The organism is Actinomyces howellii (assembly GCF_900637165.1).
Taxonomy (GTDB): Bacteria; Actinomycetota; Actinomycetes; order Actinomycetales; family Actinomycetaceae; genus Actinomyces; species Actinomyces howellii.
Genome location: NZ_LR134350.1, coordinates 2,472,793 through 2,492,442 on the forward strand (window position 1 = coordinate 2,472,793; position 19,650 = coordinate 2,492,442).

The window sequence follows — 19,650 nt, forward strand, 5'->3', positions numbered from 1 at the left end:
AGGCCTGTGACGTCGAGACCCCAGGAGACCCGGAGCATGAGCGAGCTCATCGACACCACGGAGATGTACCTCAAGACCGTCTACGAGATGGAGGAGGACGGCGTGCTTCCGCTGCGCGCGCGCATCGTCGAGCGCCTCGACCACTCGGGCCCGACGGTCTCGCAGACGGTGGCGCGCATGGAGCGCGACGGCCTCATCAGGGTCGCCGACGACCGCTCCCTGGAGCTGACCGAGCTCGGTCGTCGCCGCGCCACGGAGGTCATCCGCAAGCACAGGCTTGCCGAAAGGCTCCTCCTCGACGTCGTCGGGCTCGACCGCCGGCTCGTCCACGACGAGGCCTGTCGCTGGGAGCACGTCATGAGCGAGCAGGTCGAGGACCGGCTCGCCTCGATCCTGTCCGACGTCAGCCGGGACCCCTTCGGCAACGCCATCCCCGCCCGGGGTGCGGTGCGTCCCGAGCCCGACCCCGGTGAGGCGAGCCTCGAGCGCCGGGTGCGCGAGGGGCAGGGGGAGGCCGCCGTCACCCGGGTCGGGGAGCCGATCCAGGCCGACCCCGGGCTCCTGGCCGAGCTCGAGGACGCCGGCATCCGGGCGGGCGTGACCGTCTCGCTGCGTCCGTGTGCGGGGGGCGTGCGTCTCGTCGGGCCCGACGGGGACCCGGTCGTCCTGCCCGCCGACCTCGCCCGCCATCTCTTCGTGCTGCGCGACTAGCGCCGGCACGACGAGGATCACAGGCCCGGGACGGCACGATGACGCCGATCCGGGCCTGGCGTGCCTCATGCCACACGAGCTTCTCGTCCAACCCGTTGCGCGAGGGCCGGTGGAGTCCGCTAGTGTGTCGCCTGCGATCGACGACGTCGGTCGTGGAGAGGCACGCAGAGCCAAAACCTGTCGGTGCGCGCCTGTCCCGCCAGAGCTCTTATCGACAGGTCCGGGGGAACCACTTCTCCGGTTCGTGGCACCGCCGAGGCGGTGCGGCGGACCTCGGGGTGAAGCCCGCAGCACGCGGGCCGGGCGTCTCCCGCCCGAACCCGACAGCTAACTCCGTCGGCTCACCAGGAGATTCCATTGACTACTCGTGTCAAGGCCCGCCACCGCAAGGCCGCCCGTCCGCTGACCCCCCTGTCGAACGCCGGACCCGCCGCACGCCGTGGCCTGGTCGTCGCCGCCTCCTCTGGTCTGGCCCTCACGATGATCGCCTCGGGCGCTTCCGCCGCGGGCGAGAGCACCCAGGTCGGGGAGTCCGCCGGCGCACTCGGTGAGAGCGGTGTCGGCACTCTGGCCACCGACGCCCGCGAGGCCGTGGTCACCAACGCCGCGATCACGACCAGCGCCGACGCCCAGCACCAGGCCGACGTCGTCGAGGGCGGCGAGGTCACCGCCGTGGCCCCCGTCATCGAGGAGCCCGAGCCCGTCGTCGAGGAGGCGGTCGAGACGACGACCGCCACCGAGGAGACCGCCGCGGACACCTCCGAGGCGACCGAGGTCGCCGAGGACACGACCGAGGCGACCACCGCCTCCGCCGCCGCCAACAGCTCGGCCTCCTCCATCGCCGGCCTGGCGATGAACTACGTCGGCTCCGCCTACGTCTACGGCGCCGGCGGCCCCACCGCCTTCGACTGCTCGGGCCTCGTGTCCTACGTCTATGCCGCATTCGGCTACTCCCTGCCGCACTCCTCGGGTGCCATCCGCAGCGCCGGGACGGCGATCTCGGCCTCCGAGGCCCAGCCCGGCGACGTCATCTGGTGGCCCGGTCACGTGGCCATCTACATGGGCGACGGCATGATGGTCTCGGCCGAGAGCGAGGCCGTGGGCGTGCGCTACATGCCGGTGCGCTCCGGCGGGACCTACCTGCGCTTCTGACGCGCTCCGGCGCGCCGTGCGAAGACCGCCTCCCTCAGTGTCGAGAGGGGCGGTCTTTCGTCCTCCAGGAGGATGCGGATCCCTCGAAAGTGTGCTTCATCACAGGGTTGCGTGGCATCTCATCGTGACGCGCTTGTCACCGATCGGGTAGCGTCGGGTCCGTCGTGGGGAGGAGTCCCCATGGTGTTCGGGCCGGGGCTCAGTCCTGCCGCACGGCCCGGGCGATTCCCGAACCAGCGGCAGGAACGGGGGAACCACGCTCGGTCCTCCGGGGGGACCCGGAAGACCTCGGGGTGAAGCCCGCATGATGCGGGCCGGGCGTCTCCAGCCCGAACCCGACAGCTCACCTCGTCGGCCACTCAGGAGAGATCACGCCATGACTACTACCACCAAGGCTCGTCACCGCAAGGCGTCCCGACCTGTGACCCCGCTGACGAGCGCTGCGCCTGCGGCGCGCCGCGGCCTCGCCGTCGCTGCCTCCTCCGGTCTGGCCCTGACCATGATCGCCTCGGGCGCCTCGGCGGCCAACAGCACCGAGGTCGCCGCATCCGCGGGTTCCCTTGAGGCCGCCGGCACCGGCGCGCTGGCCGCTGACGCCCGCGCCGCCATCACGACCAACGCGGCCGTCACGGTCGCCTCCGACGTCACCGTCCCGGCCGACCTCGCCGACGCCGGTGAGGTCACCGTCCAGGCCCCGGTCGTCGTCGAGCCGGAGACCACCACCGAGGCGACCACCGAGACCGCCGAGGCCGCGCAGGATGAGGCCACCGCTGAGGAGGCGGTCGCCGACGACACGACGCAGGCCTCGACGACGACCACCTCCGCCGCCGCCTCGGCACCCGCCCCGGCCGCCAGCGGCTCGTCCATCGTCTCCATCGCCATGCAGTACGTGGGTCGGCCCTACGTCTCGGGCGCCACCGGCCCCAACGCCTTCGACTGCTCCGGGCTCGTCCAGTACGTGTACGCCCAGGCGGGGATCTCCCTGCCGCGCACCTCCTACGCCCAGGGCTCGGCCGGGACGATGGTGTCCGCCGCCGAGGCCCAGCCGGGGGACATCGTCTACTACGGCTACCACGTGGGCATCTACGCCGGCAACGGCATGATGATCGACGCCGGCACGACCTCGACGGGCGTCGTCTACCGTCAGATCTGGGGCAACCCGATCGGCTACATCCGGGTCGGCTGAGACCCGCAGGAGGACCCGACCTTCCAGGGGCGGTCGCCGTGAGGCGGCCGCCCCTGAGTCGTCACCCCGCGACGTGGTTTGGAACACATCGGTGTGCAGGGCACAATATTGTCCTAGGGAGACCCGACGCCCAGAGAAAGGGGCCTGAACCATGGCGGAAGACAAGGTCATCCTCGTCGGAGTGGACGGATCACCGGAGTCCCTCGGGGCTGTGGACTGGGCGGTGGACCGTGCCGCACAGGACGGCTCGCGGGTCCACGTCCTGTGCGCCTACTCCCTCCCGTCCTTCACGACCGCCTCCCTCGACGGCGGGTACGCGGCACTGGACGACTCCGCGATCCGTGCGGGCGCGGAGGCGGTGGTCAACGAGGCGGTCGGTCGCGCCCAGGGCAGGGACGTCACGGTGACGAGCTCCTTGGAGACCGGCGACCCCGCGGGTGTCCTCGTCGACCTGTCCGACGCCGCGACGATGACGGTCGTCGGCACCCGGGGAGGTGGCGGCTTCGCCGACCGGCTCCTGGGCACCGTGTCCTCGGCGCTGCCGGCCCACGGCCGCTGCCCGACCGTCGTCGTGCCGCGTCACACCGAGGGAGCCGCCTACACCCCGGTCAAGCGGATCGTCGTGGGAGTGGACGGCTCGGAGTCGGCGCACAAGGCCCTCCAGTGGGCCGTGAGCGAGGCCGAGGTCTGGGGCGCGGAGCTGACGGCCATCGCCGCGGTGCCGATGGCCTCGGGCGCCGGGGCCCTGGCGTGGCTTCCCGCGGCGGTCGACCGTGAGCAGGTCTTGGCTGACGTCCGCTCGGGCCTGGACCGCACCGTGTCCCAGGCACTCGAGGGTCACTCGGGGGTCGTCGTGCGACGCCACGCACTGGACGGAAACGCCGCCGAGCTCATGGCCGAGTTCTCCACCGCCGTCGACCTCGTCGTCGTCGGCTCCCGGGGCCGCGGCGGGTTCACCGGGCTGCTCCTGGGATCGACCAGCCAGGGCGTGCTCTCCCACGCCTCGTGCCCGGTCATGGTCGTCCCCTCCCGGCACAAGGACGACAAGCGCCGCTCCTCGCGCAACATCGCCACCCCCTGGGGCCGGGCCTGACCGGGCCCGGCAGGCCCTGACCGGGCCCGGCAGAGCCGCGGTTTGCCGGTCGGGGCGGGCAGTGCGATAGGGTGCTGCCCAGGCCCTCGTAGCTCAGTGGATAGAGCACCGCTCTCCTAAAGCGGGTGTCGGACGTTCGAATCGTCTCGGGGGCACCGCCCCGCGTGCCGGGTGCCGGACCACGGGTCCGGAACCCGGCGCCGTCGTCTTCGGGGCCCGGCCAGCTGCCCGGTCAGGCACCCGGTCCGCGGACCGAGGCCCCCGTGGGCGGCCGGACGGCCCCGCCTGTTCGCCGCAGGCCACCAGGTGCGTGTGTCGGCGCCATGACGCGCGTCGGGGCCGTTATGTTGGGGTGTATGACGCCATCACTGTTCTCATTCGGCCGCAGCCGACGCAAGGCAGGCCCGTCGCCGAAGGAGACCGGTGGCGTCGCCGCGCCCAGCGAGCCGGCCCCGCCTGTTGAGGAGGTCGAGGTCCCCGCCCTCGACAGCGACGGGGTCCCGGTGCCCGACGCCGAGCGCAGCGCCCGCGTCGACGCCGCCCTGGAGACCTGGCGCGAGGAGCTGGCCGACCTGGGGGGCGTGGCCAGCCTCGACGCCTTCACCCACATCGACGGCGTCGTCGACCTCACCGCCGCCCACCCCTCGGGTCTCGCCCAGCTCTACGCGGGGCGCCCCACCCACCTCAGCTCCCTGGTCAGGGAGCGCTCGGCACTGAGCACGGCGCGCCTGGGCCTGCGCGCGGTGGCGGGCCGCACCGACCTGCTCGCCCGCCAGTTCGGGGTCGCACCGGTCTACCTGGCCATCGGGGTGGCGACCTGGACCGAGCAGACCCCCTCGAACGACCCCGGTCGGCTCGGCGAGCCTGCCGCGGTCACCGAGCCGGTGCCCGCCCAGGGGCCGCTCGAGCTGGCTGAGGACGCCGGGGCGCCCGTGGCACCCGGTGAGCCCGGGGAGGAGGGCGCCGAGCAGCAGGCGCCGGGCCTGGCCCCGATGGGGGCCGGCGCCCGTCTCCTTCCCATCTCCGTGCCGCCGGCCGCGCCCGGGGTCGTGCGATCCGTCAACGCCCCGGTGCTTCTGCGCCCTGTTCGGCTGTCGAGCGCGAGCACCGACGCGACCTTGACCCTCGACCCGTCCATCGAGGTCAACCCCGTGCTCACCCGGGCGCTGCGCACCTACGGGTCGACCGCCGACGTCGAGGCCCTGGCACGGGCCTCCCTGACGGACCAGGGGTTCACCCCCCGGGCGGCGCTGGCCAGGATCGCGGCCCTGGGCCGGGAGTACCTGCCCGGTTTCGAGATGCACGAGCAGCTCGTCGTCGGCGCCTTCGTCCACCCCGGCCAGGCCCTCGTCGAGGACTTCGACGCCACCGCCGAGCGGGCGCGTGCCTCGGCGCTCGTCGCCGCCCTGGCGGGTGACCCGACGGCCCGCGCCGCACTCGACGTCACCCTGCCCGCCCCCGTGGGACAGGACCGGTCCCCCGAGCTCGAGCGAGGAGCGGGCGACCTCGACCCCGCCCAGCTCGACGCGATCGAGGCGGTCGGCTCGGGCGCCTCCTTCCTGCTCGACGCGCCCCCCGGGTCGGATGTCGCCGCCACCCTGGCGGCGATCGCCGCGGACGCAGCCGCCTCGGGACGAACCGTCCTGCACGTGCCCGCCACGAGCGCCGACGGGCACGCCGTGGCCGAGGCCCTCGAGGAGCTGGGGCTGGGGAGCATGGTCCTCGACCTGACCGAGGACGCCGCCTGGCGCCGTCACGCCGCCGAGGGGATCAAGGAGGCGCTGGGAGCCACCCCCGTCGACCTCGACGTCACGGCCATCGTCGACATGCGCGAGCTCCTCGTCTCGGTGCGCACGCGCCTGGCCCGGTACATCTCGGCGCTCCACGAGCCCCGTCAGCCGTGGGGGGTCTCGGCCTACGACGCCCTCCAGGAGCTGGCGGACCTCACCTCCGGCCGGGTACGGGCACGCACCTCAGCCCGGGTCGAGCCCGGTCGCCTCGAGCGCCTCGACGACGCCGGCCGGCAGCGGGCGGCCGAGCTGCTCCACCGGGCCCACCGTCTGGGGCTGCTCACCCCCGAGGCCGGCGCCTCGGCCTGGAAGGGCATCACGGTCACCGACATCGACGAGGCCACCGACACGATCGCCCGCCTCGTGCGCCTGGCCGACGAGCTGCTGCCCACGATCGAGGCGCACGCCGACGAGGTCACCGCCTCCACGGGCATCACCCGGGCCGTCACGCTCGAGGACTGGTGCGTCCAGCTCGAGATGCTCGACGGCGTGCGCGACTCCCTCGACGTCTTCGTCCCCGAGGTCTTCGAGCGCTCGGCAGCCGACATGGTCATCGCCACCGCCACGAAGCGGTGGCGTGAGGAGCGCGGCGTCGAGATGGGCGCCTCGACCCGACGCCGCTTCGTCAAGCAGGCCAAGGACCTCGTGCGCCCGGGCCGGGAGGTCGCCGACCTGCACGGCGAGCTCGTCAAGGTGCAGCGCCACCGCGAGGTGTGGCGCCGCTTCGACCCCGACGGCGGATGGCCGCGCCTGCCCCAGGGACTTGACGCCATGGAGCGCACCGCCGCACGTGCCCGCAGCGCGGTCGCCGAGCTGCAGCCTGTCCTGGGCCGGGCCGACAACGCCCCCGACCTGGCGACGATGCCCCTGCCCGAGCTCCTCGAGCTCGCCCGGGCCCTGGCCGACGACGACGAGACGGCCCAGAACCTCCCCGAGGTCAACCGCGTCATGGACGAGCTGGCAGACCTGGGCCTGGAGGCGCTTGTCGAGGACCTGGCCCGACGGCGCATCGCCCCCGACCAGATCGACGACGAGCTCACCTACTGCTGGTGGTCCTCCCTCCTGGCACAGGTCCTCAGGCAGGACGCTGACATGGGGGGACTGGACGCGGCGGCCCTGTCCGAGCTGTCGGCCTCCCTGCGCGACCTCGACGCCGCCCAGTCCGACTCACTGCCCGGGCCGGTCTCCCAGGCCTGCGCGCGCCGGGTGCGCACAGCCGTCCAGAAGGACAAGGACCAGGCCCGCTCGCTCTACATCGCCCTGAGCAGGGAGGACGGGGTGCCCCTGCGCGAGATCATCGCCGCCCATCCCGTGGCCCTCGTCGCCAAGCCGGTGTGGATCGTTCCCCCCACGCTCGTGCCGCAGGTGCTGGCCCCCGAGGCGGTGGTCGACCTGGCGGTCCTGGACGCCAGCGGGCACATGCCGGTCGCCCAGGTCCTGCCGGCCTTCGTGCGTGCCGAGCAGGTGCTCGTCGTGGGCGACCCGCGCCGAGCCCACCACGGCCTGGCCGCCGAGCTCGGCCCCCTGCTGCCGCGCGTCACCCTGCCCACGGGGCGCAACAACCTCGACCCGCACATCGCCGCCTTCCTCGCCGCCAACGGCTACGAGGGGGTCGTCGAGCCGATCCCCACCCCTCCGGGGGAGACCCGCATGAGCCTCGAGGTCATCGACGGGCGCGGGATGCCCGCACCAGGGCAGGCGGCCGTCGAGTCGGTGCCCGCCGAGGTCGACCGGGTCGTCGACCTCGTCATCGACCACGCCCTGAGCCGTCCCGAGGAGTCCTTGGGCGTCATCGCCCTCAACACCCGGCACGCCGACGAGATCCGCCGGGCCGTCGCCACCGCCGTGGCCGGGTCCCCGGCTCTCGAGGACTTCTTCGCCGCCGGCGTCACCGAGCCCTTCGTCGTGGTCGACCTCGCCGACGCGCGCTCCCTGCGCCGCGACCACGTCATCATCTCGGTGGGCTACGCCAAGACCCCTCACGGTCGCACGATCCACAGCTTCGGTGCGGTCTCCGAGGAGGGGGGCATGGTCGGCCTCGTCGAGGCCCTGGCCACCTCCCGGGGGCGCACCCACATCGTGTCCTGCCTCGGCCCCCAGGACATCGACCCCGAGCGCCTGCGCGCACCCGGGGCCCGCCTGCTGCACGAGGTGCTCCTCCGCGCCTCGGGGGGCGACCCGTGGACGCCCGAGGCCCATGACGAGTCGGTCCCCGACAGGCTGCTCGTCGACCTCGCCGAGCACCTGTGGCGCCGCGGCCTGGTCGTCGTCCCGCGCTACGGGCACGAGGGCGGGCCACGGATCCCGCTGGCCATCGGCCACCCCGACTGCCCGGGGGAGCTGCTCGTCGCCGTGCTCACCGACGACGCGCAGTACGTCGCCGAGCAGAGCCTGCGCCGCCGCGACCGCCACTGGGTCGAGCGGCTCCAGCGCCGGGGCTGGCGCGTGCACACGGCCTACTCCGCCGGGGTCTTCGTCGACCCCGAGGCCGAGGCCCGCCAGATCGAGGAGCTCGTGCTGGCGGTGCTCACCGCCAGGGCGCAGGCCGCCGCCCCGCAGGCCGCCCCGCGTCCCGCACGAATCGAGGCGGTGAGCGCCCCCGAGCCCGCCCCCCGGGCCTCGCTGCCCGCCGCCGGGCCTGAGCGCGCGCCGCGTCCGCCGATCGCCCAGGGCCTTCCGCTCCAGGCCTACTCCGACGACCAGCTCGACGAGCTCGTCGCGTGGATCCGCACTGACGGGGTCGAGCGCAGCGCCGAGGAGGAGGTCGAGGAGCTGCGCACGACCCTCGTGCTCCACCGCCGCGGGGCGGGGATCGACGCGGTGCTGGCCAACGCCGTGCGCCGGACCCGATGACCCGCCCTCGCACCGGCCCGGGGGGCCGCCGCCGGACCGTGGCCTATTCCCCTCAGGACCTGGAGCGCCTCGCCCGGGGCGAGCCCCCTGAGTCCGCCGAGCTCGATGAGCGCCGCAGGTCCCGTGACGCGCTGGCGGGCAGGCTGGGGGACACCGAGGACACCGGTCCCGAGGGACCCTCCAACGACGAGCGTCTCCTGCGGGAGGTCCCCCCGCACTGGGCCTAGATGATTGATCCCACGGGGGCCGGTCAGTGAGACCGGGGCTCGGTCGTTGACACCGGGCCCCGGTCTCGTGAGTCGTGGCCCGTGCCCCCCGCGCCCGGAGGGACCGCGGTGCTGGCGCGCGCTGGCGCAGGGGCCGGCGCCTGCTCGGCGCCTGCTCGGCACCTGCTCAGGCAGGCCGGGTACGACGACGCCCGCCGACCAGTGGTCGGCGGGCGCCTGTGTCGCGGTCCGGGCCGGGGCCCGTGCCGGTCAGTTCTTGGCGAGCAGGTCGCGGATCTCGGTGAGGAGCTCGACGTCGGTGGGCTCGGCGGGGGCCTCGGCCTCGGCCTTCTTCGTGCGCTCGCGCAGCTTGTTCATCGGCAGCACGATGCAGAAGTAGACGGCCAGGGCCACGAGGAGGAAGTTGATGGCCGCGGTGAGGATCGTGCCGGGCTGGATGTAGTCGGCCGTCTCCTTGATGCGGAACTGGCCGATGGAGTCGAAGTTCGGGGAGCCGACGATCTGGCCGACGATGTCGAGGATCACCTTCGTGATCGAGTCGACGATCGGCTTGAAGGCCGCACCGATGATGACGGCGACGGCCAGCTCCAGGGCGTTGCCCTGCGCGATGAACTCCTTGAATCCCTTGATCATGGGACTGCCTTTCCTAGGGGGCGAGAGCAGGGATCTGCCTCGTTGTGGGAAGAGAATAACCCGGAGACCTGCTCGTCCGGGAGGTCGGGCGCCGTGGGCTCATGGGCTCAGGACGATCCCGAGAGCCCCGTTCGTGGCCGCACCAACCACAAGCGTAGCGTGCGCCGCCGGCACGGCAAGCGTGACAAGTGTGACCTTTGTCCCGGGTGCGCTCATCGTCCAGGTGCCCTCCTCGTCGTCGACCTGGACGAGCACCACCCTGGCGCCGGCGCACACGACTGCCTCAGCGGGGTCCCCCGCCCCAGGGCCCCAGGTGCCCGTCGCGCCGGACTGGGCGATGAGGTCGACCCGGGCCCCGGGCTGAGCGAGCTCGGCACCGACGTCGACCGGGACCTGGACGAGGCGCTCGGTGGGGGACAGGCCCACGGTCAGAGCGGCGCTCGTCATCGAGGCGGTGAGCACGGTCCCCTCCTCCAGGGCGATGGCCGCCCGCGTGCCGACGACCTCCTGGCCCGGAAGATCCCCCTGCGGCAGCGCGGACACGGGAACGCGCCGGGTCTCCAGGTCGTGCTCGCTGAGGACCGCACCGGCCGAGACCGGCCGGGCCACGACGAGCACCTCCCTGCCCTCCGGGGCCTGGGGGCGCAGGACGGCCAGTCCCGTGACGACGGATGCCCCGACGCAGGCGGCGACGACGAGGTGGCGGTGGCGCCACAGGATGAGGGAGGGGCGCCGGGGCGGCCCGGCCGGCACCGGGCCGGCCTCCGGCGCCTGGATCGTGCGCGTTGTGCGTGTCGTGCGTGTCATGGCTCCAGGCTCGGCCCGGTCCGCCCACCGGCGCTCCCGGACCCCTCGAGCCCTGTGGACAGGCCCTGCACGAAGGCTTCCTGTGGAGCACCTCGTCGTACCGGCGGGCGCCCGGGTCCTGCGGCCGGCGCCGAGGCCCGGGCCGTCGAGCTGTACTGACCGGACAGGTTGATTGATCGGTCATCGGCCCATCGGCCGGACACTCGTGGCCGTGGCGGGGGGTGTGCCGATCTCGTCGACGGTGTGCCCCGTGCACTCCTCGCGGGTGACGCTGGCGCGCTGGATCCTGTGGATCGTGAACCAGCGGACGGCCTCACGTAACCGGCACCAGCCGACGAGGTACCAGGTGCCGTGGGTGTTGGCGAACAGGATCGGCTCCACGTCGCGGGTGCTGGCCACGCCGTGGGCGTCGACGTACTCGATGCGCAGGACGCGTTGCTCGACCATCGCCTGCTCGCACGCAGATCGGGTGGATCGCAGTGACCCCGGCGCCCGGTTGACCCACACGCGAGTGGCCAGCTGGTCGACACGTGCCCGAGTGCCGGGGTCCAGGACGTCCATGATCTTGCCGACAGCAGCGGCGGCGAGGTCGGAGTAGGGGGCATCGGGGGCGGCCGCCACTGCGGCGAGGAGAGAGAGGGCTTGGGCGTCGGTCAGGGTGACGGGCGGCAGCGTCCCGCTGTTGAGCATCCCGTACCCGCCGCCGGGCCCCGGACGCGACCAGAGCGGAAGGCCGGAGGCCTCGAGGGCCGCCAGGTCGCGCTTGATGGTCCGCACGGAGACCTCGAGCTCCTGCGCCAGCTGCGCGGCGGTGCGCCCGCGGTGACCGCTGCGTCGGAGGGCCTCGGACAACGCGTGGAGGCGCTCTGCTCGCCTCATGGCAGGTTCCACCGTGAGTACATGACAGAAATAGTGTCATCCCGTTGTCCGTATCCGGCGCGAGCATGGCCCCATGACTTCGACACCACGACCTGCGCGGCGCCCACACATCCTCCTCGTTCCGGGCTACTGGCTCGGAGCCTGGGCCTGGGACGAGGTGGCCGAGCACCTGGAGTCCGCCGGCGCCCACGTCACCGCGTTGACACTGCCCGGCCTCGACCCGCAGGACCCCCAGCGCACGACCCGGACCCTCGACGACCAGGCCGAGGCCGTCTCAGCCGCTGTGGAGGAGCTGGGCGCAGACGTCGTCCTGGTGGGTCACAGCGGCGCGAACGGGCCGGTGACCCTCGCTGTCGACAGGCACCCGGAGCTGATCGGGCGAGTCATTTGGGTCGACTCCGGCCCGGTGAGCGATGGAAGTGCTGTCGCACCGGATCTGCCCGAGGAGGTGGCGGAGCTGCCGCTTCCCGACTTCGACACGCTGGGCCAGGAGGCGAGCCTGGAGGGTCTCAGCGATGAGCACCGTGAACGGTTGCGCGCCAGGGCGGTTCCCGAGCCCGCGAGAGTGGCTCGCACGCGCGTCGAGCTGTTCAACGACGCCCGCCATGACGTACCGACCACCATGATCTGCTGCTCGATCTCCAGTGCCCAGGTTCTCGAGCTGGCCGCAGCAGGGCACCCGATGTTCAGCGCCGTGGCAGACCTGTCCGACCTTACGGTCATGGACCTCCCGACCGGCCACTGGCCCATGTGGAGCCGACCGCACGAGCTCGCCGAGGCCATCTGGACGGCCGCCGGCGCGACACAGTGACCTCGTCTCCCACGACGAGACCGCCCTCACCGCTGCAGCTGTCCCGGTCCGGGCGGTCGAATGGCCCAACGCCCGCCGCTCCACCTCCGAGACGGAGCGCCGCGGCGAGCTCGACGGTGGGCTCCACTGCGACAACGAGCACCGACCCCACGCGGCCTGCGGGAACCAGCCGCCCGCCTCACGGTTGACCAAGGTCTCCGGTCAGGACGTCTACCCCAGGGTGAGGGAGGCGGCCGGCGACCCGCGGAGCAGGAACCAGGCCTGGGAGGAGATGACGGCGTCGACCGGCTCGTCGTGCGCCTCGGTGGGCAGCGGCCCCGCGACGAGCTCCTCGGGGTGGATCGCCGCGAAGGCGACGACTCCCTCGCGGCGCAGCGGGAGCATGCGGTCGTACCAGCCCCCGCCCTGCCCGAGCCGGCGTCCCGCGCCGTCGACGCTCAGGGCCGGCACGATAAGCGCGTCGACCTCGGCGACGGCCCCCTGGTCCATCGTCGGCCCGCTGGGCTCGGGGGGACGCCCGGGCGCCCGCTCGGCAAGGTCCTCAGAGCCCCTGAAGTAGGCCCAGGAGCGGGACAGCTGCGGGCCGAGCACGGGCAGGAGCACCGCGACGCCACGCTCGTCAAGAGCCTCGAGAAGCAGACGGGTGCAGGGCTCGTTGCCCACGGAGACGTAGGCCGCGACCGACCGGGCGCCCGCGACCGCCTCGAGGGCGTGCTCGGTCAGGGCGCGGCACGCGGCGTTGTGCCCCGTGGCCGGATGGGGGTGGTTGTGCCTGCGGCGGCGCCGCACGGCCCGCCGCAGATCGTCCTTCGCGTCATCGATCTCCTGTGCGGCGGGGCGGCGGACAGGGTCGGAGCTCATAGGGGACATCCTCCCAGGTCCCCACCTCCTCGGAAGGGCCTTTGGCCCGGTCAGGGAGCTCGGAGAGATGGGTCGTCCTCCCCGTCGCCACCGCTGCGTCCGGCCGGGACGACGGGCCGCGGGTCCTGGCTCCACCCTCCCGGCCGGGCTGGCAGGTAGCCTGGTCGCCACACGCCGGGCGGGAGCACCGGGTGAGACAGGGAGGAACCCCATGCGCACCGTCGCCGAGCACCTTGCGGCCTGCCTCGAGATCGCCCAGGCCGCAGCGCCCCTGGACGTCATGCTGCCCGACGCCGTCGGCTGCGTCCTGGCTGAGGACGTCGTCGCGGGCCTCGACCTGCCGGTGGTCGACCTGGCGGGGCTCGACGGCTACGCGGTGAGCGCCGTCGACGTCGCGGGCGCCAGCGCGGGCGAGCCGGTGGTCCTCGAGGTCATCGACGCGGTGCGCGCCGGCGACATGCGACCCACCCGGCTCGTGCCCGGGTCCGCCATCCTCATCGACTCCGGCGCCCCGCTGCCCCTGGGGGCCGACGCCGTCGTCCCGTGGACCTCGACCGACCGCGGCGAGAACCGGGTGGTCGTGCGCGAGCCCGTCCTCAAGGGCGGCAACGTGCGCACCCGGGCCGAGGACGTGTCGGCCGGCATGACGGTCATGCCCCAGGGCACCCGCGTCTCGGCCCGACAGGTCGCCCTCCTGGCGGGGATCGGGCGCAACCGGGTGCGCGTCCACCCCGCCCCGAGGGTCGTCATCGTCTCGATCGGCAACGAGCTGGTCGAGCCCGGACAGGCCCGTGACGCAGGCGACGTCTTCGACGCCAACGGGCACGCCCTGGCCACAGCCGTGACCGACGCGGGCGGGCAGGCCTTCCGTGTCGCCGCCGTCTCCGACGAGCTGCGGGCCCTGGCTGAGACCATCGAGGACCAGCTCGTGAGGGCCGACGTCCTCATCACCACCGGCGGGCTGTCGGTGGGACAGGGAGACACGGTCAAGGACGTCCTGGCGCCGCTGGGGTCGGTGCGATTCGACGCCGTGGCCATGCACCCGGGGCGCCAGCTCGGGGTGGGCACGGTCGAGGGGACCCCGATCTTCTGCCTGCCCGGGGACCCGGTCAGCGCACAGATCGCCTTCGAGACCTTCGTGCGCCCGGTCCTGCGCCAGGTCGCGGGCTGGCAGAACCTCCACAGAACCTCCCTGCCCGCCGCGATCACCTCGGGATGGCACTCCCCGGCGGGCAAGCGCGAGTTCGTCCCGGTGCGCCTGTCGGGCTCACCGGCGCGGGGCTACAGCGCCGAGCCGACGGCCGAGCCCGGCGCCACCCGCCTGCTCGGGCTGGCCGAGGCCAACGCGATCGCGGTCGTGCCCGAGGACGTGCGCACGGTCGTGGCCGGGGACACCCTCCACTGCCTTCTCCTGGACGCCTGATCCTGTGCCCGGTCGCGTGCCCGGTGCCGTGCCCGGTGCCGTGTCGGTCCGCCGGGCCCTCACGGCGCCCTGGGGCCCGGGCCGCCGCTTCGAGTGGCCGCTGCGCCTGGAGGAGACGGATGCCGCGTCGCGCGGGCTGGCCCTGGGTGCGCACACGGTGGCCGTGCGCTCGGTGCGTCGCGGCGACGAGGGCGCGTGGCGCCGCCTGCGGCTGGCTGAGGACTGCCGCCTCGCTCCGTGGGAGGCGACGTTGCCTCCCGGGGCCGCCGAGGGACTGCGCAGCTTCCGGTCCTATGTGCGCCAGCAGGGTCGGGCGGCTCGCAGGGGCGAGTCGATGGCCCTGGTCGTCGAGGCCGACGGCGCGCTCGCGGGGCAGGTGACGGTGGCGCCCATCAGCTGGGGAGCCCTGTGCAGCGCGAGCCTGGGGTACTGGATCGGCTCGGCCTGGGAGGGGCGTGGGGTGATGAGCCTGGCCGTGGCGATGGTCCTCGACCACCTGCTGGGCCCTGAGGTCGGGCTGCACAGGGTGGAGGTCAGTGTCCGGCCGGAGAACGCGCGCAGCCTGGCCCTGTGCCGACGGCTGGGCCTTCGCGAGGAGGGCCTGCGACGGTCCTACATGCATATCGACGGGCAGTGGGCGGACCATGTCTCCTTCGCCGTCGTGGCCGAGGAGACGGCGCAGGAATCGGGATTCGTGATGCGCCTGGGGCTGAAGAAACGAATGTGAACAACTGGGGCGGCTGGGAACTCAGTCCTTTCTCCCAGGTCGCTACCAGTGTCTCAACACGCCGCGTTCGTTGTGGAGACAGGGTGCGGCTCACCCGTACGGTTGCGGCGTGGGAATCGAGATCTGGGCGCTGATGGCCCTTGCGGCGGTTCTCACCGTGTACCTCCTGCCCTTCCTGGTCGGGCGTCGTGAGGTGATGAGCCTGTCCAACGCCGAGGACCGCTATTCGGCCCGGCTGCGGGTCCTGGCCACAGGAGGGGCTCTCGCCGCCGACGAGGCCTGTGAGAGCAGTGGGCACGTGATGATCTTCCGCCGTCGACCGGAGGTGAAGGCCATGAACCGGCCTGCCGTGAGGAACGTGCGTGCGCTGCGCGCCGAGCGCGAGCTGCTGCGCGCCCGCCGAGCCCACGAGCAGGCGCGCGCGCGTCGGCGTGTGGCAGCCTCCCACCGGGGAGCCGTGGCGATGACCCTGCTCGGGGTGACCCTGGGCATGGTCGTCCTCGTCCTGATCACCACCGTCCCGTGGTGGTCCGCCCTCCTCCCGACGGCTCTGCTCGGCGGCTCGATGGTGGCGGGCCGGCGCGCCGCCGTGGCCTCCGCAGAGGCGGACCGACGCGAGCGCCGTCGGATCGCCGAGCTCGAGCGCGAGCTGTCGGCACTGACCGGCATCGAGCCCCGGGAGCTGCGCGAGCCCTGGCAGCGCGAGCCCTCCGCCGAGGCGCGGCCGTGGTCGCAGGCGGTCGGCCCGCAGGGGAGCCGTCCCCTGCATGAGGAGCGGACCGGGGCTCAGGCGGTCGACGACGTGGCCCAGGCTCGGCCGGACGGGGCCGCCGTGGGCTCCGGGCGCACGGCCTCGGCGCAGTCGGCGCCCTCCGCGGAGTCGGCGGAGTCGGCGCGGTCGGCGCAGTCCCCTGAGGTCGCGGCCCCTGCGGCCGGCGGCCGGGGTGGGCGTGCCGACGAGTCGTCCCGTGCCGCCGGCCGGGAAGTCGGGTCGGAGGCCGCCTCGGAGACCGGCCCGGTCGAGGGCGCGCCCTCGACGCGCTCGGCCGAGGAGCTCGATGAGCTCGGCGAGGTTGAGCGTGCTGTCCGGGCGCTGGCCGCGGCCGCGCAGCGGACGCAGGGCCGGCGCGGGGCCGGCTCAGGATCCACCCGGCCCGAGGGGACGGGGGCCGCGCGCTCTGAGGCGACGGTGGCCTCGCCATCGACGCCCCCGCAGGGCTGGCGTCCGGTGCACGTGCCGGCGCCGACCTACACCCTGTCCGCCCGGGCTCCGCGGCGGGTTATCGAGCCCGCCGAGGACGCTCCCTTCGACTCCGCTCCGGTGCCGGCGCGACCGACCGCCGTGCGGTCCTTCTCCACCGAGGGGGTCGGCCAGGAGGAGACGGTCTTCCACCCGATCGACCTTGACGCGGTGCTGGAGCGCCGTCGGGCGGCGGGGGCGTGAGACGCGGCGGTGTCGCGGCTCACTGGGACCCGAGTTGCGGGCCGAGGTCCCAGCGGTGCTACGATCGTCGCACACTTGGGGCTATGGCGCAGTTGGTAGCGCGTCTCGTTCGCAATGAGAAGGTCGGGGGTTCGAATCCCCCTAGCTCCACAACCGGATGATCGCAGTGATCGCACTGATCTCCACGACAGGGAGGGCCCCGCCGCACGGCGGGGCCCTCCCTGCGTTCTCCCGCCCGACAGCGCGAACACGTCACTATGAGCCCGACTACCCTGGTATGAGGAGGGTAGTCGGGCTCATAGTGACGTGTTCGACCTGCCAGGGCCGCCGCCTACCTGGGCCCGCCTGCCTGAGGGCCGTCCGTCGCTGAGGTGAGCTGGGCGAGGAGTCTGCGGACGCGGCGCTCGATCTCGTCACGGATCGGGAGGACGGCCGCGAGGTCCTTGCCCGCGGGGTCCTCGAGGGGCCAGTCCTCGTAGCGCCGTCCGGGCAGGACCGGGCAGGCGTCGCCGCAGCCCATGGTGACGACGAGGTCCGCCCGGTCCACGGCGCTGGTGGTCAGGAGCGTGGGCCGCGCCGCGCTCATGTCGATCCCCACCTCCCTCATTGCCTCGACGACGGCGGGATTGACACGCTCGGCGGGCTCGGATCCGGCAGAGCGGACGTCAAGGCGGCCGGCGGCCAGACGGCTGAGGAAGCCGGCGGCCATCTGCGAGCGGCCGGCGTTGTGGACGCAGACGAACAGGACGGTCGGGACGGGGGACGATGCCATCGTGTGCTCCTGGTGAGATCCTGAGACGGGGCGAGTGTGTCAGGCGCCCGGCTTCGTGGCCCGGATGATCGCCGAGTGCATGCCGTCGGCGACCTCGTGGGTGGTTTCGATGGTGGCCTCCCTGAACCCGACGGCGGCGAGTCCGTCGAGGTACTCGCTCGTGCTCAGCGCTCCGGCGATGCAGCCGACGTAGGAGCCGCGCTCGGCCCGCTCCGCAGGGGAGAGGTGGTCCTCGGCGACGACGTCAGCGACCCCGATCCGTCCGCCGGGGACGAGGACGCGGAACATCTCGGCGAGGACCGCGGGCTTGTCGGTCGACAGGTTGATGACGCAGTTGGAGATCACGACGTCCACCGAGGCCTCCGGTAGGGGCACCTCCTCGATCGTGCCCTTGAGGAACTCGACGTTCGTGGCGCCGGCCCTGGCTGCGTTGTCGCGCGCGAGGTCGAGCATCTCGTCGGTCATGTCGACCCCGTAGGCGAAACCCGTCCCGCCGACGCGTCGGGCCGACAGCAGCACGTCGATCCCTCCGCCTGAGCCGAGGTCGAGGACCCGTTCGCCCTCGCGGAGGTCGACGACGGCGGTCGGGTTGCCGCAGCCGAGACTGGCCTCGACCGACCCGATCGGCAGGCCAGAGGTCGTCGTGGTGTCGTACAGGCTCGCGCCGAAGCCTTGACCGCTGGTCGCGGGACCGTCGTGTCCCGCCTCCTGCCCCGGATCGGTGCGTCCCCCGCAGCCCGCGCCACGACGGTCGGCACACGCGCAGCCGGTCGCCTCTCCACGGGACCCGCTCCCCGGAGCGCCCGTACGTGCTCTCGTCGCCCTCGCGCTCGCGGCGTAGCGGGCCCGAACGCGCTCGCGCAGCTCGTCGGGGTCCTGGAGTTCCTGGGAGTCCGTGGTCATCGCAGCTCCGTGTCGTCGCGAGAAAGTGGGTCGCATCGATGATCGTCTATGTATCGACGGATGTCAATGTGTGCCGGTAGGGTTCGGAGGCGTGGCATCCCAGACCCGACCGCCGGTCCCGGACCGTGCGGACCAGGCGCACCGTGCGGAGCCCTCATCCTGCTGCCGGTCGATCACCGCAGGTGTGATGGAGCTGGAGGACGCCCAGCGCCTGGCGCGCGCGCTCAAGGCGCTTGGTGACCCGACCAGGATCCGGCTGCTGTCGATCATCGCGGCGCAGCCCGGCGCACAGGCCTGCGTGTGCGAGCTGACCGAGCCGGTCGGCCTGTCCCAGCCCACGGTGTCGCACCACATGAGACAGCTGGTCGGTGCGGGCCTGGTCGTCCGGGAGCAGCGCGGCAGGTGGGCCTACTACACGCTTGTCCCCCAGATGCTCACGAGGCTCTCGGTCGCCCTCGACCCGCAGACCTAGCGGACGGCCGCTCATGGGCTCGGGGCAAGGCTCAGATGACGGCGGTGCCGCGCAGAAGGGTTGTCGTCCGGCCTCCCACCCAGACCCGGTCCCTCCCCTCGAGGGTGAGGGCGACCCGACCACGTCGTCCCGGACGGGCGCCCTGGGGGGTGACGTAGGGTCCGTTCACCCCTTCGGTGCGCTGCGGTCGGTCAACAGCAGGTGAGGACCATGAGGGACTGCGTTCCCGGGGTAAGTGCCTCTCCCGGTCATCCCCCGAAGAGGTCGGAGACGAGACCGGTGTTCTCGCGGAAGGTGGCTTGGAGCAGCTCGGCCGCCAGGGGGTGGTCCTGGGACTGGAGCCGCAGCCCGAAGATGGTACTGACGAGCATCCCGGTGGCGAGGAACGTCGTTGCGCGGTCGGCCGAGAACCCCGCCTCCTCGCGCAGAATCGTGTAGATGCGCAGGAAGCTCTCGCGGGCGATCGGACCGATCGTCGGGTGGTGGCCGAGGGTGAACAGGTGCAACAGTGTCACGAGTGCACCGCGGTCCTCGGCCAGACGCACGTAGGCGGCCCCGAGCCTCGACTCGACCCGCTCGCGCTCATCGGCCCCGGCGATCGCGGCGTGGAACGCCTCGGCTACATGGTCCACGACCCGTTCCGCGGTGGCGATGAACAGTGCTTCCTTGGAGCCGAAGCTGCGGATCACGAGCGCTTGGCTGATGCCGGCGAGCTGGGCGATCGCATCGGTTCTCGCTGCGCTGTACCCGTACTCCCCGAAGACCTCGGCGGCGGCCGCGAGGATCGACTCGCGCCGCTCGGCAGCGGGCAGGCGCTTACGTGGCGTGCTCATCCTCACAGGCTATCAGCGGCTGACTACTTCTCATGCCCTGCACCCGTCGCCCGTTCCTCGTCGGACGCGGCGG

Annotated in this window: 18 protein-coding genes, 2 tRNA genes, 1 pseudogene and 2 riboswitches; of the genes and pseudogenes, 14 read left to right on the top strand and 7 right to left on the bottom strand. The window is 73.1% G+C overall.

Annotation, left to right across the window (positions count from 1 at the left end; all coding sequences use genetic code 11):
* Positions 1-36 precede the first annotated feature (36 nt).
* From EL245_RS10365 to EL245_RS10395, 7 genes are all read left to right on the top strand, one after another.
* Positions 37-711: a metal-dependent transcriptional regulator gene (locus EL245_RS10365; protein WP_126383063.1), complete on the top strand. Its 675-nt coding sequence runs from the start codon at positions 37-39 to the stop codon at positions 709-711.
* Between the two features lie 193 nt (positions 712-904).
* Positions 905-1,068, top strand: a riboswitch (cyclic di-AMP (ydaO/yuaA leader).
* Positions 1,069-1,863, top strand: coding sequence for a C40 family peptidase (locus EL245_RS10370; protein ID WP_126383064.1), 795 nt, complete (start codon positions 1,069-1,071; stop codon positions 1,861-1,863).
* A gap of 209 nt (positions 1,864-2,072) precedes the next feature.
* A riboswitch (cyclic di-AMP (ydaO/yuaA leader) is annotated at positions 2,073-2,235 on the top strand.
* A 4-nt stretch (positions 2,236-2,239) separates the two neighbouring features.
* Entirely contained in the window at positions 2,240-3,049 is an 810-nt protein-coding gene (locus tag EL245_RS10375; protein WP_126383065.1) for a C40 family peptidase, read from the top strand.
* A gap of 151 nt (positions 3,050-3,200) precedes the next feature.
* Positions 3,201-4,142 carry a universal stress protein gene (locus tag EL245_RS10380; RefSeq protein WP_126383066.1) on the top strand — a complete coding sequence of 314 codons (942 nt, stop codon included), beginning with the start codon at positions 3,201-3,203 and terminating at the stop codon, positions 4,140-4,142.
* Between the two features lie 82 nt (positions 4,143-4,224).
* Positions 4,225-4,297, top strand: a tRNA-Arg gene (locus EL245_RS10385).
* Positions 4,298-4,498: 201 nt separating this feature from the next.
* Positions 4,499-8,785 (top strand): DNA helicase, encoded by a 4,287-nt coding sequence (locus EL245_RS10390; protein WP_126383067.1) that lies wholly within the window; start codon positions 4,499-4,501, stop codon positions 8,783-8,785.
* Positions 8,786-8,823: 38 nt separating this feature from the next.
* A complete protein-coding gene (locus EL245_RS10395; RefSeq protein WP_126383068.1) occupies positions 8,824-9,012 on the top strand; it encodes a transcriptional regulator in 189 nt (62 codons plus the stop codon).
* 249 nt (positions 9,013-9,261) lie between these two features.
* Here EL245_RS10395 and mscL read toward each other — a convergent pair whose 3' ends face one another.
* The 3 genes from mscL to EL245_RS10410 form a co-directional block, all read right to left on the bottom strand.
* Positions 9,262-9,645, bottom strand: a complete 384-nt coding sequence (gene mscL / locus EL245_RS10400) for a large conductance mechanosensitive channel protein MscL (protein ID WP_126383069.1) — start codon at positions 9,643-9,645, stop codon at positions 9,262-9,264.
* Positions 9,646-9,744: 99 nt separating this feature from the next.
* A complete protein-coding gene (locus EL245_RS10405) occupies positions 9,745-10,452 on the bottom strand; it encodes an SAF domain-containing protein (RefSeq protein ID WP_126383070.1) in 708 nt (235 codons plus the stop codon).
* 180 nt (positions 10,453-10,632) lie between these two features.
* Positions 10,633-11,331 carry a helix-turn-helix transcriptional regulator gene (locus EL245_RS10410; protein WP_126383071.1) on the bottom strand — a complete coding sequence of 233 codons (699 nt, stop codon included), beginning with the start codon at positions 11,329-11,331 and terminating at the stop codon, positions 10,633-10,635.
* A gap of 73 nt (positions 11,332-11,404) precedes the next feature.
* Here EL245_RS10410 and EL245_RS10415 point away from each other — a divergent pair, with 73 nt between their 5' ends.
* A complete protein-coding gene (locus EL245_RS10415; RefSeq protein WP_126383072.1) occupies positions 11,405-12,142 on the top strand; it encodes an alpha/beta fold hydrolase in 738 nt (245 codons plus the stop codon).
* Positions 12,143-12,203: 61 nt separating this feature from the next.
* Positions 12,204-12,347: pseudogene (locus tag EL245_RS10420) on the top strand (IS481 family transposase); the annotation flags it as partial.
* A gap of 5 nt (positions 12,348-12,352) precedes the next feature.
* Here EL245_RS10420 and EL245_RS10425 read toward each other — a convergent pair.
* On the bottom strand, positions 12,353-13,003 hold the full coding sequence (locus tag EL245_RS10425; RefSeq protein ID WP_126383073.1) for a 5-formyltetrahydrofolate cyclo-ligase: 651 nt from the start codon (positions 13,001-13,003) through the stop codon (positions 12,353-12,355).
* A gap of 211 nt (positions 13,004-13,214) precedes the next feature.
* Between EL245_RS10425 and EL245_RS10430 the strand changes: the two genes are divergently transcribed.
* The 4 genes from EL245_RS10430 to EL245_RS10445 all read left to right on the top strand — a co-directional run bounded on the left by EL245_RS10430 (position 13,215) and on the right by EL245_RS10445 (position 16,747).
* Positions 13,215-14,426 (top strand): molybdopterin molybdotransferase MoeA, encoded by a 1,212-nt coding sequence (locus EL245_RS10430; protein WP_126383074.1) that lies wholly within the window; start codon positions 13,215-13,217, stop codon positions 14,424-14,426.
* A 4-nt stretch (positions 14,427-14,430) separates the two neighbouring features.
* Positions 14,431-15,153, top strand: coding sequence for a GNAT family N-acetyltransferase (locus tag EL245_RS10435; RefSeq protein WP_232009725.1), 723 nt, complete (start codon positions 14,431-14,433; stop codon positions 15,151-15,153).
* A 109-nt stretch (positions 15,154-15,262) separates the two neighbouring features.
* Positions 15,263-16,597: a hypothetical protein gene (locus EL245_RS10440; protein ID WP_126383075.1), complete on the top strand. Its 1,335-nt coding sequence runs from the start codon at positions 15,263-15,265 to the stop codon at positions 16,595-16,597.
* A 77-nt stretch (positions 16,598-16,674) separates the two neighbouring features.
* Positions 16,675-16,747: transfer RNA gene (locus EL245_RS10445), tRNA-Ala, on the top strand.
* A gap of 181 nt (positions 16,748-16,928) precedes the next feature.
* On the opposite strand, the gene EL245_RS10450 is transcribed toward EL245_RS10445, so the two are convergent.
* Positions 16,929-17,369: an arsenate reductase ArsC gene (locus EL245_RS10450; protein WP_126383076.1), complete on the bottom strand. Its 441-nt coding sequence runs from the start codon at positions 17,367-17,369 to the stop codon at positions 16,929-16,931.
* 39 nt (positions 17,370-17,408) lie between these two features.
* Complete coding sequence (locus EL245_RS10455; protein WP_126383077.1) at positions 17,409-18,272, bottom strand: methyltransferase domain-containing protein; 864 nt, start codon at positions 18,270-18,272, stop codon at positions 17,409-17,411.
* A 187-nt stretch (positions 18,273-18,459) separates the two neighbouring features.
* Between EL245_RS10455 and EL245_RS10460 the strand changes: the two genes are divergently transcribed.
* Positions 18,460-18,744: an ArsR/SmtB family transcription factor gene (locus EL245_RS10460; protein ID WP_126383078.1), complete on the top strand. Its 285-nt coding sequence runs from the start codon at positions 18,460-18,462 to the stop codon at positions 18,742-18,744.
* Positions 18,745-18,992: 248 nt separating this feature from the next.
* Here the strand turns inward: EL245_RS10460 and EL245_RS10465 are convergent, their stop codons facing one another.
* Positions 18,993-19,577: a TetR/AcrR family transcriptional regulator gene (locus tag EL245_RS10465; RefSeq protein ID WP_126383079.1), complete on the bottom strand. Its 585-nt coding sequence runs from the start codon at positions 19,575-19,577 to the stop codon at positions 18,993-18,995.
* Between the last annotated feature and the right edge of the window lie 73 nt (positions 19,578-19,650).